20 protein-coding genes are annotated in these 14,450 nt (G+C 46.9%); 6 read left to right on the plus strand and 14 right to left on the minus strand.

The window, feature by feature from the left end:
* The first annotated feature begins 6 nt into the window (after window positions 1-6).
* A complete protein-coding gene (rcsF, locus tag CEW91_RS07765) occupies window positions 7-288 on the plus strand; it encodes an Rcs stress response system protein RcsF (RefSeq protein ID WP_088768441.1) in 282 nt (93 codons plus the stop codon).
* Window positions 289-293: 5 nt separating this feature from the next.
* Here rcsF and CEW91_RS07770 read toward each other — a convergent pair whose 3' ends face one another.
* Entirely contained in the window at window positions 294-932 is a 639-nt protein-coding gene (locus tag CEW91_RS07770) for a hypothetical protein (protein WP_088768442.1), read from the minus strand.
* A gap of 198 nt (window positions 933-1,130) precedes the next feature.
* Between CEW91_RS07770 and tsaA the strand changes: the two genes are divergently transcribed.
* On the plus strand, window positions 1,131-1,835 hold the full coding sequence (gene tsaA, locus CEW91_RS07775) for a tRNA (N6-threonylcarbamoyladenosine(37)-N6)-methyltransferase TrmO (RefSeq protein WP_088768443.1): 705 nt from the start codon (window positions 1,131-1,133) through the stop codon (window positions 1,833-1,835).
* A 79-nt stretch (window positions 1,836-1,914) separates the two neighbouring features.
* Window positions 1,915-3,621: a proline--tRNA ligase gene (locus tag CEW91_RS07780; protein ID WP_088768444.1), complete on the plus strand. Its 1,707-nt coding sequence runs from the start codon at window positions 1,915-1,917 to the stop codon at window positions 3,619-3,621.
* A gap of 78 nt (window positions 3,622-3,699) precedes the next feature.
* Here the strand turns inward: CEW91_RS07780 and gpt are convergent, their stop codons facing one another.
* Complete coding sequence (gene gpt / locus CEW91_RS07785) at window positions 3,700-4,185, minus strand: xanthine phosphoribosyltransferase (RefSeq protein WP_053952736.1); 486 nt, start codon at window positions 4,183-4,185, stop codon at window positions 3,700-3,702.
* Window positions 4,186-4,192: 7 nt separating this feature from the next.
* Window positions 4,193-5,485 carry an NCS2 family permease gene (locus CEW91_RS07790; RefSeq protein ID WP_088768445.1) on the minus strand — a complete coding sequence of 431 codons (1,293 nt, stop codon included), beginning with the start codon at window positions 5,483-5,485 and terminating at the stop codon, window positions 4,193-4,195.
* Between the two features lie 108 nt (window positions 5,486-5,593).
* Between CEW91_RS07790 and CEW91_RS07795 the strand changes: the two genes are divergently transcribed.
* Window positions 5,594-5,914 carry a 2Fe-2S iron-sulfur cluster-binding protein gene (locus CEW91_RS07795; protein WP_053952997.1) on the plus strand — a complete coding sequence of 107 codons (321 nt, stop codon included), beginning with the start codon at window positions 5,594-5,596 and terminating at the stop codon, window positions 5,912-5,914.
* 1 nt (window position 5,915) lies between these two features.
* Here the strand turns inward: CEW91_RS07795 and CEW91_RS07800 are convergent, their stop codons facing one another.
* The 5 genes from CEW91_RS07800 to prmB are packed head-to-tail and all read right to left on the minus strand — an operon-like array spanning window position 5,916 to window position 9,798.
* A complete protein-coding gene (locus CEW91_RS07800) occupies window positions 5,916-7,067 on the minus strand; it encodes an ATP-NAD kinase family protein (protein ID WP_088768446.1) in 1,152 nt (383 codons plus the stop codon).
* 2 nt (window positions 7,068-7,069) lie between these two features.
* Window positions 7,070-7,198: an entericidin A/B family lipoprotein gene (locus CEW91_RS07805; RefSeq protein WP_088768447.1), complete on the minus strand. Its 129-nt coding sequence runs from the start codon at window positions 7,196-7,198 to the stop codon at window positions 7,070-7,072.
* Window positions 7,199-7,211: 13 nt separating this feature from the next.
* A complete protein-coding gene (locus CEW91_RS07810) occupies window positions 7,212-7,748 on the minus strand; it encodes an elongation factor P hydroxylase (RefSeq protein ID WP_088768448.1) in 537 nt (178 codons plus the stop codon).
* A 19-nt stretch (window positions 7,749-7,767) separates the two neighbouring features.
* Window positions 7,768-8,856, minus strand: a complete 1,089-nt coding sequence (gene aroC, locus CEW91_RS07815; RefSeq protein ID WP_088768449.1) for a chorismate synthase — start codon at window positions 8,854-8,856, stop codon at window positions 7,768-7,770.
* A gap of 3 nt (window positions 8,857-8,859) precedes the next feature.
* Window positions 8,860-9,798: a 50S ribosomal protein L3 N(5)-glutamine methyltransferase gene (gene prmB, locus CEW91_RS07820; RefSeq protein WP_088768450.1), complete on the minus strand. Its 939-nt coding sequence runs from the start codon at window positions 9,796-9,798 to the stop codon at window positions 8,860-8,862.
* Window positions 9,799-9,885: 87 nt separating this feature from the next.
* Between prmB and smrB the strand changes: the two genes are divergently transcribed.
* Window positions 9,886-10,452 carry an endonuclease SmrB gene (gene smrB / locus CEW91_RS07825; protein ID WP_088768451.1) on the plus strand — a complete coding sequence of 189 codons (567 nt, stop codon included), beginning with the start codon at window positions 9,886-9,888 and terminating at the stop codon, window positions 10,450-10,452.
* Here the strand turns inward: smrB and sixA are convergent.
* The 3 genes from sixA to CEW91_RS07840 are packed head-to-tail and all read right to left on the minus strand — an operon-like array spanning window position 10,449 to window position 11,723.
* The gene (gene sixA / locus CEW91_RS07830) at window positions 10,449-10,931 is read right to left on the minus strand and encodes a phosphohistidine phosphatase SixA (RefSeq protein WP_088768452.1); all 483 of its coding nucleotides are present in this window, start codon (window positions 10,929-10,931) and stop codon (window positions 10,449-10,451) included. The two genes, smrB and sixA, sit on opposite strands and share 4 nt — an antisense overlap.
* Window positions 10,928-11,287, minus strand: coding sequence for an RnfH family protein (locus tag CEW91_RS07835; protein WP_053952744.1), 360 nt, complete (start codon window positions 11,285-11,287; stop codon window positions 10,928-10,930). Before CEW91_RS07835 ends, sixA begins: the two co-directional genes overlap by 4 nt.
* 1 nt (window position 11,288) lies before the next feature.
* Complete coding sequence (locus tag CEW91_RS07840) at window positions 11,289-11,723, minus strand: type II toxin-antitoxin system RatA family toxin (RefSeq protein WP_088768453.1); 435 nt, start codon at window positions 11,721-11,723, stop codon at window positions 11,289-11,291.
* Window positions 11,724-11,831: 108 nt separating this feature from the next.
* On the opposite strand from CEW91_RS07840, the gene smpB reads away from it, so the two are divergent.
* Window positions 11,832-12,311 (plus strand): SsrA-binding protein SmpB, encoded by a 480-nt coding sequence (gene smpB, locus CEW91_RS07845; RefSeq protein ID WP_053952746.1) that lies wholly within the window; start codon window positions 11,832-11,834, stop codon window positions 12,309-12,311.
* Window positions 12,312-12,339: 28 nt separating this feature from the next.
* Here smpB and CEW91_RS07850 read toward each other — a convergent pair whose 3' ends face one another.
* The 3 genes from CEW91_RS07850 to CEW91_RS07860 form a co-directional block, all read right to left on the minus strand.
* Complete coding sequence (locus tag CEW91_RS07850; protein WP_088768454.1) at window positions 12,340-13,605, minus strand: type II toxin-antitoxin system HipA family toxin; 1,266 nt, start codon at window positions 13,603-13,605, stop codon at window positions 12,340-12,342.
* 6 nt (window positions 13,606-13,611) lie between these two features.
* Complete coding sequence (locus CEW91_RS07855; RefSeq protein ID WP_088768455.1) at window positions 13,612-13,893, minus strand: helix-turn-helix domain-containing protein; 282 nt, start codon at window positions 13,891-13,893, stop codon at window positions 13,612-13,614.
* Between the two features lie 283 nt (window positions 13,894-14,176).
* Window positions 14,177-14,395 (minus strand): hypothetical protein, encoded by a 219-nt coding sequence (locus CEW91_RS07860; protein ID WP_088768456.1) that lies wholly within the window; start codon window positions 14,393-14,395, stop codon window positions 14,177-14,179.
* Window positions 14,396-14,450 lie beyond the last annotated feature (55 nt).

A 14,450-nucleotide genomic window follows, 5' to 3' on the forward strand; every position in this document is an offset into this window, starting at 1 on the left:
TCGCCTGTGAGTTGGTCATCACATTCCGCTGATATTTATCGGCTCGGAAGTTTGCCCAGTTCAAACTACAAAATGGTCAGTATTGTTAATGGGGAAAGTTGCCAGCGAGAGTATAAAGCGGAACCTGCGTCAGAAAGCGAAGCACTAAAAGCATTAAGAGCAGATGCGGCTCGCTTTAAAGCCGATGCCATTATTGAAACACAGTGTTTTCATTTAAAACCCGACGCGGACTCCATTTGTTATAGTGAAGTCAGTTGCGCCGGGCGTGCTATTCAGTGGGTCGATTAAACGTCTTAGTTATCTAGCTTACTAAGACGTACGTCGCCCACTCCCACTTCGACTTCAACCGTCACTGAGCCAGCGCCTTCATAGCTTGATTCAGATGTCACGACCATGCGCTCCTCATTACTGTTAGCAAAATTATCCAAGCGCGTATCACCCACACCGACCGATGCTTTCACTTCTTTGTAGTCACCAGCACTCAGATCTAAGTCGATATCGCCAACGCCCAGCTCAATATCACTGTTTACAAAAGGCAGAAGCCCGCTAATTTCGCCAACACCTAACTCTAAATCCAGTTGCTTAACGTTCGGTACTCGAACCACCCAGTGCTGGACCATATCGTCCGCAGGTGTTGCCGATACCATCAACTTATTACCTTTTCTTTCGCTTTTTATTAACACTGCGTCAATGTCACCACCGCTGGTAAACCAACTGTCACCGTCTGACTCAACGCGCAACTCAATTTCTACTGCTTCATTGTCTGACGGCTCAATTTCAACCGTTCCTACCGTAGCGTCTATGTGAAGCTCTGTTTCAGAGTCAACGATATAGCTCTCCGATAATTCTTTTTCCTTCGCAAAGGCTGCTGTGCTTAAAGTCACTAAACCAATAAACGCCAATGTTAACGGCCAAATTTTATGCTTCATCATTTTGCTTTTCCTTTTTTGGTAGCACGTATTCATGATTAGTCAGTAATAACCTCAAATGGTTACTGGTATTCTGCAATCGCTGTGCCAATAAAATTAACTCTTAAAATTCAATATGTTAAATAAACATCAATTCTTAAGTTAGGCAAAATCGCAATAATATGGTCAAATCGACTATTATTGGACAGACAAAGCAAACCGATGAAAAGCCAGCAAGAATTGACACCTATTGCACATATCAGAACGCCCTACCCTGAAAAATTCAGCGTCCCCAGGCAAAGCCGTCTTACGCCTAACATTTATGCGACCGTTGAGCTAACCGGCGACTACGATCATGCCCAAGCCGTAAAGGGTATCGAGCAGTTTTCACATTTATGGCTTGTGTTCGAGTTTCATCAACACAACCATTGGCAAGAGAAGGTGCGACCGCCAAGACTAGGGGGCAACGAATCTGTCGGCGTTTTCGCATCGCGATCGCCTTTTCGTCCCAACCAGTTAGGGCTGTCTGTTGTTGAACTTATTAGCGTAGAAACGAGCCCAAATGTGAAGTTAGCCGTACGCGGAGCTGATATTGTGGACGGCACGCCTATTGTCGATATTAAGCCTTATATTCCATACGTCGACGCTGTACCCAATGCTAAAGGTGGTTTTGCTGACAACACGCCCAATGTCCTTAATGTCCAGCTATTAGATAACGCCAAACATCAATTAGAGCAAACCTCCAACGCCCCTCAAGCTCTGGAGACGGCTATAATCGAAGTACTTCAACAAGACCCCCGTCCGGCGTATCATAAAGAGAAACGCACCGACAGACGCTACGGAACGGCGCTTTTTGACTATAATATTCGTTGGTACGTGGAGGAAAATACGGTTTTTGTTGAAGAAATTATACAAAATACCCTGTAAAAGGCTTTTGACCTTCAACAGACACTGCTAAACTTCGCCCTAATTTTTGACCACCCAATTTGCAGAGAATTGCCAGACTATGCGCAGTAGCCAATATTTATTATCAACGCTAAAAGAAACTCCGTCTGACGCTGAAATTGCGAGCCACAAGTTGATGTTAAGAGCCGGTATGATACGAAAAGTCGCTGCCGGCCTTTATAATTGGACTCCAACGGGCTTGCGCGTTCTGCGCAAGGTGGAAGCGGTTGTCCGTGAGGAAATGGAAGCCATTAATGCATTGGAAATACTAATGCCGATGGTTCAGCCGGCTGACCTCTGGCAAGAATCTGGTCGCTGGGACGATTACGGCCCAGAGCTGCTGCGCTTAAAGGATCGTAACCAGCGTGACTTTTTACTGGGTCCAACGCATGAAGAGATCATCAGTGAGTTAGTGCGCAAAGAAGTCAGCAGCTATAAACAGTTGCCTTTAACTCTCTTCCAAATACAAACCAAATTCCGTGACGAAATTCGCCCTCGTTTTGGTGTGATGCGTGCACGCGAATTTATTATGAAAGACGCCTACTCTTTCCATTTGAGCCAGGAGTCACTGCAAAAAACCTACGACGCAATGTATAAAGCGTACAGCTGTATATTCGAGCGCTTAGGTTTAGATTTCCGTCCGGTTATTGCCGATACCGGCTCTATTGGTGGTAACAGCTCTCACGAATTTCATGTTTTAGCTAGCTCGGGCGAGGACGCTATCGCGTTCTCTGATGCCTCAGATTATGCAGCAAATGTGGAAATGGCTGAAGCTCTGGCGCCTGCAGGCGAGCGCCCTGAGGGTGTTCAAGATATGGCTAAACATGAAGTACACGGTGATGAATTAGCCGCTGTACTTCAACCCTTGTCAGTTGAGAGTCAACAGGCGGTTAAGTCCGTTATTGTTAAAGCGTCAGACGAGATTGAAGCAGAATACGTTCAATTAGTCCTGCGTGCCGATCACGAGTTCAACAGCGTGAAAGCAGAGAAGCTACCTCAAGTCGCTGCACCACTAGAAGTACTGACAAAAACCGAGAAAGCAACCGGTGTTGAAGCTGCGTACATTGGTGTAGTGAACAGTAAACTGCCGTTATTGGTCGACAGAAGCGCTGCGCATTTAGCCGACTTTGCCTGTGGTGCCAACGAAAATGGTCAGTGGTTAACCGGCGTCAACTGGGAACGCGATGTTAACGATTTTGATGTCGTTGATATTCGTAATGTCGTTGAAGGCGACCCCAGCCCGTGTGGTAAGGGTAAAGTGAAAATTGCGCGCGGTATTGAAGTGGGTCATATTTTCCAGTTAGGCAAAAAATACAGCGACGCGATGAAAGTCGGTGTGCTCTCAGAAACCGGTAAACACGAAACGCTGACCATGGGCTGCTATGGTATTGGTGTGTCCCGAATTGTTGCAGCAGCTATTGAGCAACATAACGACGACCGAGGCATTCGCTGGCCGGACGCATTAGCACCATTCCAAGTCGCTATTGTGCCAATGAACATGCACAAGTCTGCACGCGTTCAGACTGCTGCTGAGAAGCTGTACGAAGAATTAAAGTCTCAGGGCATTGATGTTCTGTTTGACGACCGTAAAGAACGTCCTGGCGTGATGTTCACCGACATGGAGCTTATTGGTGTCCCTCATCAAATAGTGGTTGGTGAGCGCAACCTTGATGAAAACCAGGTTGAATACCAGTCTAGAGCCGGTGGCGAGAAACAGAAAGTCGACATTGATCAATGTGTTGATTTCGTCCTTAAGCAATTCGCTTAATTCGCTCTACACCCAAAACAAGAAAAGCCTGATGATTACATCAGGCCTTTTTGTTTATGAAGCACTTAAACGCATTTCTTACGACTCTTGCCCGGCTAACGGCTCAACATAGTGTAAGTGCATGTCCCACGGGAAGTGAATCCATGTGTCTTGCTCTAAGTCGGCAACAAAGTCATCAACTAAGTCCATACCCGCCGGTTTTGCATAAACAGTCACAAACTTAGCTTTTGGTAGACGATCACGCAGAAACTTTAATGTGTTCCCCGTATCAACCAAATCGTCCACAACTAAGAACCCCTCACCATCTCCGGTTGCTGTAACGTCTTTCAATAGTTGCAAGTCATCACGCTGTTCGTCATGGTCGTACGAGCTGACAGCGACACAGTCAACCACACGAATGTTCAATTCACGAGCCACAATAGCGGCGGGAACCAACCCACCGCGGCTTACCGCAATAATACCTTTGTATTGTTCAGCTGGTAACTGCCGACGCGCCAACTCACGTGTTGCTCGATGTAATTCTTCCCATGAAACAAAAAATTCGCGATTTGAATGCCATCCCATAATGTTACTACCCTAACCAAATGAATTTTGCGATAAATAAAGCACCTAACAGCACCACACTTGGCGTTAAGTCACTGTATTTGCCACCTAGAAGCTTCACGACCACATAACTAATGAAGCCCAAAGCGATACCGTCCGCTATCGAAAACGTCAACGGTGTCATTAATAAAACCACAGCGACGGGGGCTGCTTCAGTAATGTCGTCCCACTTCACATCTTTTAACGTGAAAAGCATGAGTACGGCGACATAAATAATAGCGCCCGCTGTTGCGTAAGCTGGAATCATTCCAGCCAATGGCGCAAAGAACATCGCCAATAAAAACAAGATACCGACCACAACTGCCGCTAAGCCTGTTTTGCCGCCAGAGGCCACCCCCGCCGCAGACTCAATGTAACTGGTGGTAGTCGATGTGCCGAGCATTGACCCCGCTACGGTCGCGGTGCTGTCCGCCATCAGCGCTTTGTTCAAACGAGGCATATGGCCGTCGGCTTTCGCTAAACCGGCCTTTTGTGCAACGGCAAGTAACGTGCCCGATGTATCGAATAAATCAACGAACAGAAAGGCAAAAATAACCGACAGCATACCGAGATCGAAGGCAGCGGCTAAATCCATTTGAAGGAAGGTTGGCGCTAAGCTCGGTGGTGTAGATACAAGACCGTTATAGTCAACTAACCCTGTCAACCAGGCAATGAAAGTTACCGCCAGAATACTAATAAGAGCTGCGCCCTGAACCCCTCGTGCAACCAGTCCAATAATTAAAAAGAAGCCGGCTGCCGCGAGTAACACCGAAGGCTCACCTAATTCACCCAGAGTCACCATAGTTGCATCATTAGCAACGATGATATTGGCATTTTGCAAACCAATTAACGCCAAAAACGCACCTATACCGGCCGCTATCGCTAAGCGAAGCGTTGGTGGAATGGACTTAATAATCCACTCACGAACACGAAATGCCGACAATAAAAAGAAAATACAGCCCGAAAAGAACACCGCACCTAACGCCGTCTGCCAGGTGTATCCCATACTGAAAACAACGGTATAGGTGAAAAAGGCATTCAAGCCCATACCAGGCGCCAACGCCACAGGATAGTTTGCCCAAAAACCCATGACTAAACAGCCAATAGCCGCTGCCAAACAAGTCGCAACGAACACCGCACCGTAGTCCATTCCGGTTTCACTTAAAATGGAGGGGTTCACAAAAATAATGTAAGCCATGGTCAGGAAGGTCGTTAAGCCACCAATGACTTCCGACTTTATGGTGCTGCCACTGGCTTTTATCGAAAACAGTTTTTCCAACATGAGAAACCTTGAAGTTAGGCGTTGTGGTTAAAAGGCAGGTATTTTATCCTAATTGGCACAAAATTTGTTGTTCACTTTTTAAATAATTTACAGGAAACCCAATTAACCATGCCTACAGTTTACTTTGTTGATGCAGACGGAAACCAATTTGAAGCCGACGTAGAAGCCGGAACCAACGTCATGGAAGCCGCTGTCGATAATTTTATTGACGGTATTGTTGGCGAGTGTGGTGGGGTTATGTCATGCGCCACCTGCCACTGCTACATTCCCAAAGAATGGCAGGATAAAATTCCAGAACCATCTGAGCAAGAAGAAGACATGATTGATATGGTTATGGAGCCTCAGGATAACAGCCGCCTAAGTTGCCAAATTGAAGTCACTGACGAACTCGACGGCTTAGTCGTTCATTTACCTAAGTCACAGTTTTAAATTAACTGACGGCTGCCACGGGCATAAGCACTTCATCGTGGTAGCCGGTAATAACCCGAATCGTTCCCGACAACTCGTTATCGAGCTCACTGTCGCCCGTATCCACTCGTAGAGGCTGGTTATTTAAGGACTGCAGCTTGGTCTTAGTAGCCACTACCCAAATATTGTCTTTGCCGATAGCACGAATCACCCGCGGGCTTAGCTGCTGATTACCGCGTCCAAACAAGTGCCCTTGCCCACCTATCAGCGTAATCACCAATTTTACAGAACCTGATGCATTCGGGCTGACTTTAGAAACAGCCTCAAACAACTCTTTCTCTGTGACGTCACTTTTTATCAAGGTGTCGTCCTGAACCAAGTCAACACCCAACAAGGTGTTTTCAATTCCCATTTCATCCATGATAGCGGCAACGGTCGATCCCGAGCCCATGACCAACAGCTCTTCTTCAACACGTTCTATGACTTCCGCAGCAATATCATCCAGCACGAGTTCGTCGCTTTCTTTGCCACCCATTTTTACTGCCTGAACATATTCAAGCTCAGCCGGTACTGACATCTCGCCAAAACGCCGTGCTTTTACAATGCCCTCTCTAAAGGCGCTTTCGTCTATGTCCATCACGTCGGACTCGTGAATGCTTGAAAGCTCGCCTTTGAGGATTTTTTCAATGACTCTACCCGCTGCAGTTGGGCTGATTGCGTACACACCCGAGTGTATTTTCACGCCGGCGGGAATGCCCAACACTAACTGGTTTTCAGGGACCACAGAGTAAACATCGCGAGCCGTGCCATCACCACCGGCAAACAACAAGATATCGACGCCTTTATCAACAATCGCTTTTACCGCTTGCTTGGTGTCTTCCGGGGACGTTTCCTGAGCATTCGGGGTAAATACGGCTTGATAAGAAAAGCCAAGCGACTTCAATACATTTGCGCCCATTTCGCCACCACAAGTGACAAAATTGAGCTGTTCTTGATAATTTTGAAGAAGTTTCAAGGCCGTTTCAGCACGCTGCATTGCTTTACGCTCTGCTCCCGCGTTAAGTGCCTTTTCACGAACATCGGCGCCATCACTTCCTTTTAAAGCAATGGCGCCGCCTATACCTGCGTACGGATTAACCACCAGGCCAACCGTTAAACGGTTTACTGCTGTCATTGTTACTCTTCGTTTGCTTCGTCCTGAATAGCTTCACCGGCTTTTTCTAAGTCCTGACCTGCACCTTCAATGGTTTCACAAGCGCTCAGTCCTAAAACAGCAACAGTAACTAATAGTGCTCTTAAAAACATAAGTAACTCCTTGTTAATCCTTAATCATTTGGCAGCTTGGCCATTCACAATTAAACGCCCTACATAGCGCTTTTGCAAATGTCTTTGCTCTTGGTGGCAGCGAATCGGTTTCCAAATAACTCTTTAATTGCTGAGCAACCTCTTTTCGAAAGGCATACCTGTCTACCTCAACACCGCTTAAGTTATCAACACTGACGTCAAACTTAAAACCAGCACATAGCGAAAACAGCCACTCCAGCGCCTGTGGTTTTCGCTCTACTTGCTCAAACTCACGCTGTTGCTGCTCATTACGCCCATCGGGCTCATACCAATAGCCGTAATCAAACTGCTGCCGACGCTGTTCACCCGCAATACACCAATGCGCGGTTTCGTGTAACGCTGAGGCAAAAAAGCCGTGCGCAAACACCACTTTATGCGGCTCATCGCCTGATCCTGGTTGGTAATATGGCTCGTCATCACCCGCCACCAAGACCGTGTCATAACTATTACGAAAACAATCGCTAAATATATCAATTAAATAAGAATAATGATGTGTCGACTCGTTTGGCATACGTCTAAAATGCTATTGATTAACGACTAATATCGGGAGTTTCTGTTTTCACCTGCGCGTTCTGAGCCCGTTGCCGCAACCAGTGATCAACCAATACCAATGAGGTCATGGCTTCAACAATCGGCACCGCCCGAATACCCACGCAAGGATCATGACGCCCTTTTGTAACAACGGGTTGGTCATTGCCCCATTTGTCGATGGTTTGTCCGCTTATGGATATGCTAGACGTCGGCTTCAGTGCAATGTCAGCCATAACTGGCTGACCGCTGGAAATACCGCCCAATACACCGCCGCTATGGTTCGACAAAAAGCCGTTCTTGGTCATTTCATCTCTGTGCTCAGAGCCTTTTTGGGTCACCACATCGAAGCCGTCACCGACACTTACCGCTTTTACGGCATTAATGCTCATAAGCGCCTTGGCTAAGTCGGCATCCAGACGATCAAACACTGGCTCTCCCCAGCCCGGCGGCACTCCAGTTGCCTGCACTCGAATGCGGGCACCCACGGAGTCACCTTCTTTTAATAGCTGTTTAATAAGCGTTTGCATAGGCTCAATAGCATTAACGTCACCACAAAACAGTTCGTTATTTCTGACTTCCTGCCAGTCTATTTGCTCCGCTTTAATGTTACCCATTTGCGTCAACGCAGCTTGAATCTTAATGCCCTTCTGCGCTAACAGTTTTTCTGCAATAGCACCGGCCGCCACACGCATTGCCGTTTCACGCGCTGACGAGCGCCCACCACCTCGGTAGTCCCGAATGCCGTATTTATGCTCGTAGGTGTAGTCTGCATGCCCCGGACGAAAGGTATCTTTAATTTTCGAGTAGTCCTGACTGCGTTGGTCGGTATTTTCAATCAGCAAGCCAATAGGCGTACCTGTGGTTTTGCCTTCAAACACACCGGAAAGAATACGTACTTCATCGGCTTCGCGACGCGCCGTTGTATAACGACTTTGACCCGGGCGACGTCTGTCCAGCGCCTCCTGCAAGTCCTCTTCAGAGAGCTCAAGACCCGGCGGGCAGCCATCAACCACCGCACCTAATGACGGGCCATGGCTTTCACCAAAGGTTGTAACTTTAAACAGTTGTCCAAACGAATTTCCCGGCATGCGCTAGCCCTGTTGTGAGTTATTTAATTGATGCTGCTTATGTTCTTCAAGCTGCTCTTTAGTCAGCAAAAATACGCCATCACCGCCATGTTGAAACTCTATCCAGGTAAATGGCGTGCGCGGATATTTTTGCGCCAGCGCTGGCATTGAGTTGCCTACTTCGCAGACGAAAAGCCCATTGTCATTAAGCCTGTCAGCCGCTTCCATGAGCATTTTATCAACCAGAATTAAGCCATCTTCGCCTGCTGCCAGACCTAACTCAGGCTCATGATGATATTCATCCGGCAAGTCAGCCATGTCTTCGGCATCCACATACGGCGGATTGGTCACAATGAGATCGTATTTTTCATTTTGTACAGCGGAGAATAAGTCTGACTGAATAGGCGTGACCTGATTCAGTAACCCATGCTGCTTAATATTAAACTCTGCCACTTCCAATGCTTCTGTCGACAAGTCCAACGCATCCACTTCGGCTTCAGGAAACGCATAAGCGCACGCAATCGCAATACAACCACCGCCCGTACACAAGTCCAGTACTCGCTTAGGTTGCTCGGTTAACCAAGGCTGGAAGGCGTTTTCAATAAGTTCGGCTATGGGTGAGCGTGGTACCAAAACGCGTTCGTCCACGTAAAAAGGTAAACCGGCAAAATACGCTTGATGAGTTAAATACGCAGCCGGCATTTTGTGTTCAATGCGTTGGTTCAACAGCTCAATAAACTCGTGTTTTTCGCTGGTCAGCACACGACAGTGACCCATCGCAGCCAACTGCTCTGTGGTCAGCTGTAACGCATAACTCAGAAGCGCCCGAGTCTCGTCAATAGGGTTGTCCGTGCCATGCCCGTAATACACATCGGACTGGTTAAGTTGGCTGACACTCCAGCGTATCAAATCATCGATACTATGAAGCTCTTCAATAGCTTGTTCCCGGTTTCGAACGTGCAAGGGCTGTCTCCTGAACAACGAATGTTTTATACTGACGGTCTTTATTGGTGTTAAAGATACCTTAATTTTACTCGGTTTTCATTATTCATGGTCGCAAAGAAAGGCTCTTCATCCTCGCTCTCAGAAGACGACATCGCGCTTTTTCGCGAGGCGGCTCAGGGCGCGGCTCCTATTGAGCAAGACAAGCGACCACCCGAGCCACCCAAAGTTTCTGAATTAAAGCGACGGAATACACAAAGACAAGGTAACAGCCCTCAGGACATAGCCGCAGCCAGCCGCGAAGCCAGCCAGTATTTTTCAGACGGTTTTGAAGCACATTTTAGCGAAGGCGCTATGCAATTTACTGCCGACGGTGAGTCGACTTACTTAACCAAGCAGCTAAGGCGTGGCGACTATACACCAGAATTGCTGCTCGACTTACACGGAATGACCTTAGCAACCGCCCGACAGGAGCTCGCCGCGTTGCTTATTGCCTGTGAAAAAGAGCGTATTGATTGTTGCTGCATTATGCATGGACACGGCAGCGGTAAGTTAAAACAACAGGTGCCACACTGGTTGGTGCAACACCCGCTAGTCAGAGCCTTTCATCAGGCGCCTCGTGAATGGGGTGGCGACGCGTCGTTACTGGTGTTACTTCGCGTTAATGACAATTAACCGGCGCATTTTTCAGCAATCATTAACTGCTGAAACTTACCCGTTAAGGTTTCTGGCGAAAATTCGATAACCGCAATGCCTGCCGTTGGGAAAATAGGTGGCTGTACACTGGCATCCAGCTCATGCACCAAATAACTGACCAACGGCATGTGAGACACCAGCACCACGCTTTCATAGCCATGCGTTTCAATTTCTGCCGCTAACCAGCTGACCACCGCTGCGGCGTGGCCGTCGGGTGTAATCGCGTCACAGTCTTCACGATGCTTAGTTTTCAGTTCTGTAAATAATACCGTTGCGGTTTGTTGCGCTCGTAAATACGGACTCACAAAGACGCAGTCCACCTCACGATGAAGATCTGTCAGCCATCGTGTGGTAGTGAGTACCTCACGCTCGCCCTCTGGTGTCAGGCGACGTTCTCTGTCTGAATAGCTTCCTTTCGGGTAGTGAGCCTCTCCATGACGCATTATGTACAGCTTCATTCGGGTTTCGACTCCTGCGCTTTGCGCTTAGCATCCGGTCTGCCACCGGTTACTTTGTCAGCTCGTCCAGACTGCTTTGCTTCCTCGGCGCGGCGCTTGCGTACCGCTTTCGGGTCAGCAATGAGCGGGCGATAAATTTCAATGCGATCGCCGTCTCGCGGCGTGGCATCTAATTTTGACGCTTTATTCCAGATACCCACTTTCTGAGTGCTAAGATCAATCTCCGGAAAGTGCTCTTTAATGCCCGACTGTAAAATACACTCTTCTACCGTTGCGCCCTCTTGCGGGTGCACCGTCAGAATGAGTTGCTTCTCGGGTGTGGCGTAGGCCACTTCAATGGTCAGCGTATTCGCCATGTTAGTTTCCGTATACCTGGTCTGCACGCTTCACAAAGGCATCGACCATTCTCGACGTCACTTCGCTAAAAATTTTGCCAAACGCCATGCCTAAAAGCCTGCTGGAAAACTCAAAATCTAATTTCAGTTCTACTTTGCAGGCGTCCTCTGACAACGGTTTGAATACCCAGCCGCCGGTCAGTTTTTTAAATGGCCCGTCGACAAGCTCCATGTCAATACGCTCTGGCTTTACCAACCTATTGCGCGTTGTGAAGGTTTTCTGAATGCCGGCTTTGCTTATTTGCAGCGACGCCACTTTATAGTCGCCATTTTGCTCAACCACACGCGAATCCGCGCACCCCGGAACAAACTCCGGGTACGAGTCAATATCGTTAACCAAGTTGAACATTTGCTCTGCACTGTATGAAACTAACGCACTTTTTTCGATACTGGGCATGTTTTTCTCTACCGCTAAAATTTAACTGCGCAATAATAACGCAACCAGATATGCTTTGAAGCCCTTAAAGCAATTTTCTTTTCAGTGTGCATAGGTATAATAGCGCTTATGAGCAAAAAGAAACTAAAACAATCGTCTAATACCATTGCGCTGAACAAAAAAGCCCGCCATGAATATTTCCTCGAAGACAAGTTCGAGGCAGGCATTAGTCTGCAAGGCTGGGAAATTAAAAGTATACGCGCCGGTAAAGCGAACATAAGCGACAGCTACGTCATTATTAAAGACGGCGAAGCCTATTTACTGGGCGCGGAAATACAACCGCTGAACCAGGCGTCTTCACACGTGTACTGCGAACCTGACCGTAGCCGTAAATTGCTGCTAAAACGTCGAGAGCTCGACAAGCTTATTGGCGCCGCTGAGCGCGAAGGCTACTCCATTGTGGCAACCGCCATGTATTGGAAAGGTCCTTGGGCCAAGCTGGAAATACACCTGGCCAAAGGTAAGAAGTCTCACGACAAACGCGACACAGTGAAAGAGCGTGACTGGCAACGCCAGAAGTCACGCATACTGAAGCATTCGGTGCGTTAGGCCTTTAGTTAAGGTGTTAGCTAAAGCGTCAGCCAATTCGAAAGTCTGAATGCAATTCGCGCCAATGCTCTTTGAGCACCTGTTTACTGGACTCCAGCATAGGTAACTCATTGAGCATTGTTGGCCACAACTCTCTTGCTTGCTCCATAGTTTCACTTAAGTGAACCGCTATAGGTTGCCATGGTACATCCGCTCGCTCAGCCCACTTTTTAAAGGTCTCCATATTGGTTTCATACCAATTTTTAACTTTCGCCATATTGAGCGCTGCCCCGTTTTCACCTTTCACATAAGGCAAGGTGGACACAATATCGTACGCCGGTGATAGCTGAGGCGTTATTCCGTCTGGGTATATCAACGACCAGTTCTTAAGATGCGCATCACCATTTGCAAGTAGAATATTTACCAACAAACGCTTCGCCATTTTCTGGGCATTCTTTAAGCCTTGCGGACTGTGCAGGTAAATAGCGTTAACGATTTGCTCGTAGTTTTTCTTCTCATATTTCTCATGAGAATACAGCTCAAACACCTGAGCAAAGTCTTCGGTATGTATTCGTTTACCTTTACTGCGATCAAACCGTCGTATCGCATAGGCATATTCTTCATCGGGTAGCCGAATGTCTGGTAGGTTATGCAACTGAGTCAGTTTCACTAACTGTATTTCCGGTATGTCGATACCCACTGACTCGGCTAAGCGCATGGCTGTGTATTCGTTTGCCGGCACTTGCTTATAAACATTAGACGGTACTTTGATAATCCAGCTGTCAGAGTTATCTTCTTCATTGATATTAAAACGCTTGTCAGGAGCCCTTACCGACGAAAACTTCATTTGAATGCCTGCTAGTGACTGCTTGCTTACGGCTTTGTCGATATTAACCTGTACAGCTTCTACTTGCTCTCTATGGGCAAGTGCCCAAGCCGGTAGCTCTCCCGCAGCGATGGGAGTCGCTTTAAGTGCGCCCGGAAGGTTCGCACCTAAATGAACCATAAGCGGAAACTCATTTTCCGAGTGGACTTTCAGTTCGCGACTTATAAATTCTCGTAAAGCGCCTTCGGGTAGCAAGTTTGACAATACTGGTGACAAGCGTTGAGTGCTCACCTGAGGGAGCTCAAAATAGTTCTCACGTATTAGTTGAGTGAAACTAACTATTGGACGGTCACGTTTATCGAGCACGGCAAAGTCAGGAGAAAAACTAAGAATGTTTTTCCCTCCTGTGTAATGCGTCAACACACCGACTTTTTGATCATTCAGTGTTATTTGAAGCCCTTCGACTTTTTCTACTCTCATGCTCGCCATTGGCGATTAGTCCTCTAAATGCTTTTGATATTTGTCCCAAGAGTCATACTCGTTATAAACGGTTTCCGGCTCTCTAACTTCTACTAAATTAGCGTCTTTAAACTCCAGCTCTAACTCTAACCCGGCCAATATGCGCAACAGAGTCGACAGTCGAATATCTTGCCCTGCCTCCACCCGTTGATACTGCTGCTGGGACATACCAATAAGCAGGCGCATGTCTTTTTGAGACAAGTTCCTTCTTTTTCGCTCTTCAACGAGTTTTTCTGAAATAGCCTTTAACGTTTTCATTGAGTTGTACCTTTAACATATTACTTAACCAAAGGTACAACTTATTAATTGTTAAATCAATAAAGTACAACTTTGCACTTAGCATTAAAAGTCGTGAAAGCTATTTACTGAGTGCGGATAAATAACTAGTGAACCAGGTGTCTTCGCCAGTGCAGCGCAAGCCCAAAAACAGCCCGGGTTCGCTATCAAAAAGTCACGAATTAAACAAGATGATTGCAATCAACACCGTTAAAGAAGATAAATTACAACGCCAAAAGCACCTCATAATTGAGCATTTAATGCGTTAATTTAAAGTTATAGGCGAATGTAACTCTTTACAGCTATTAAATGGCTCTACACTTACTAATGCATCTACATCTTTGGTTGAACCATCAAGCAAAAAAACATTTCTAACCCTATATGGCTCCTCATTAAGCATTAAAACGTCATCTCGAAATGGCACTCTTGAATAAGTTGAGTTCCCTAAAAGCACGTCGTCGGAAATAATTGTAATTGTTGGCATATCTTTTCTCCCTTAAAACCAATTATTTTATTTCCCTAAGTTTATTGTTGATATA

The sequence above is a fragment of the Idiomarina piscisalsi genome (assembly GCF_002211765.1).
Lineage (GTDB): Bacteria > Pseudomonadota > Gammaproteobacteria > Enterobacterales > Alteromonadaceae > Idiomarina > Idiomarina piscisalsi_A.

Excerpts from the sequence above, each read along its gene's own strand:
- smrB (WP_088768451.1), top strand. The coding sequence starts at position 9,886 with ATGGTCGCAAAGAAAGGCTCTTCATCCTCGCTCTCAGAAGACGACATC.
- CEW91_RS07840 (WP_088768453.1), bottom strand. The coding sequence starts at position 11,723 with ATGCCCAGTATCGAAAAAAGTGCGTTAGTTTCATACAGTGCAGAGCAA.
- CEW91_RS07795 (WP_053952997.1), top strand. The coding sequence starts at position 5,594 with ATGCCTACAGTTTACTTTGTTGATGCAGACGGAAACCAATTTGAAGCC.
- tsaA (WP_088768443.1), top strand. The coding sequence starts at position 1,131 with ATGAAAAGCCAGCAAGAATTGACACCTATTGCACATATCAGAACGCCC.
- CEW91_RS07800 (WP_088768446.1), bottom strand. The coding sequence starts at position 7,067 with ATGACAGCAGTAAACCGTTTAACGGTTGGCCTGGTGGTTAATCCGTAC.
- CEW91_RS07810 (WP_088768448.1), bottom strand. The coding sequence starts at position 7,748 with ATGCCAAACGAGTCGACACATCATTATTCTTATTTAATTGATATATTT.
- CEW91_RS07850 (WP_088768454.1), bottom strand. The coding sequence starts at position 13,605 with ATGGCGAGCATGAGAGTAGAAAAAGTCGAAGGGCTTCAAATAACACTG.
- gpt (WP_053952736.1), bottom strand. The coding sequence starts at position 4,185 with ATGGGATGGCATTCAAATCGCGAATTTTTTGTTTCATGGGAAGAATTA.
- CEW91_RS07855 (WP_088768455.1), bottom strand. The coding sequence starts at position 13,893 with ATGAAAACGTTAAAGGCTATTTCAGAAAAACTCGTTGAAGAGCGAAAA.
- CEW91_RS07770 (WP_088768442.1), bottom strand. The coding sequence starts at position 932 with ATGATGAAGCATAAAATTTGGCCGTTAACATTGGCGTTTATTGGTTTA.
- aroC (WP_088768449.1), bottom strand. The coding sequence starts at position 8,856 with ATGCCGGGAAATTCGTTTGGACAACTGTTTAAAGTTACAACCTTTGGT.
- CEW91_RS07805 (WP_088768447.1), bottom strand. The coding sequence starts at position 7,198 with ATGTTTTTAAGAGCACTATTAGTTACTGTTGCTGTTTTAGGACTGAGC.
- CEW91_RS07860 (WP_088768456.1), bottom strand. The coding sequence starts at position 14,395 with ATGCCAACAATTACAATTATTTCCGACGACGTGCTTTTAGGGAACTCA.
- CEW91_RS07790 (WP_088768445.1), bottom strand. The coding sequence starts at position 5,485 with ATGTTGGAAAAACTGTTTTCGATAAAAGCCAGTGGCAGCACCATAAAG.
- smpB (WP_053952746.1), top strand. The coding sequence starts at position 11,832 with ATGAGCAAAAAGAAACTAAAACAATCGTCTAATACCATTGCGCTGAAC.
- CEW91_RS07835 (WP_053952744.1), bottom strand. The coding sequence starts at position 11,287 with ATGGCGAATACGCTGACCATTGAAGTGGCCTACGCCACACCCGAGAAG.
- CEW91_RS07780 (WP_088768444.1), top strand. The coding sequence starts at position 1,915 with ATGCGCAGTAGCCAATATTTATTATCAACGCTAAAAGAAACTCCGTCT.
- sixA (WP_088768452.1), bottom strand. The coding sequence starts at position 10,931 with ATGAAGCTGTACATAATGCGTCATGGAGAGGCTCACTACCCGAAAGGA.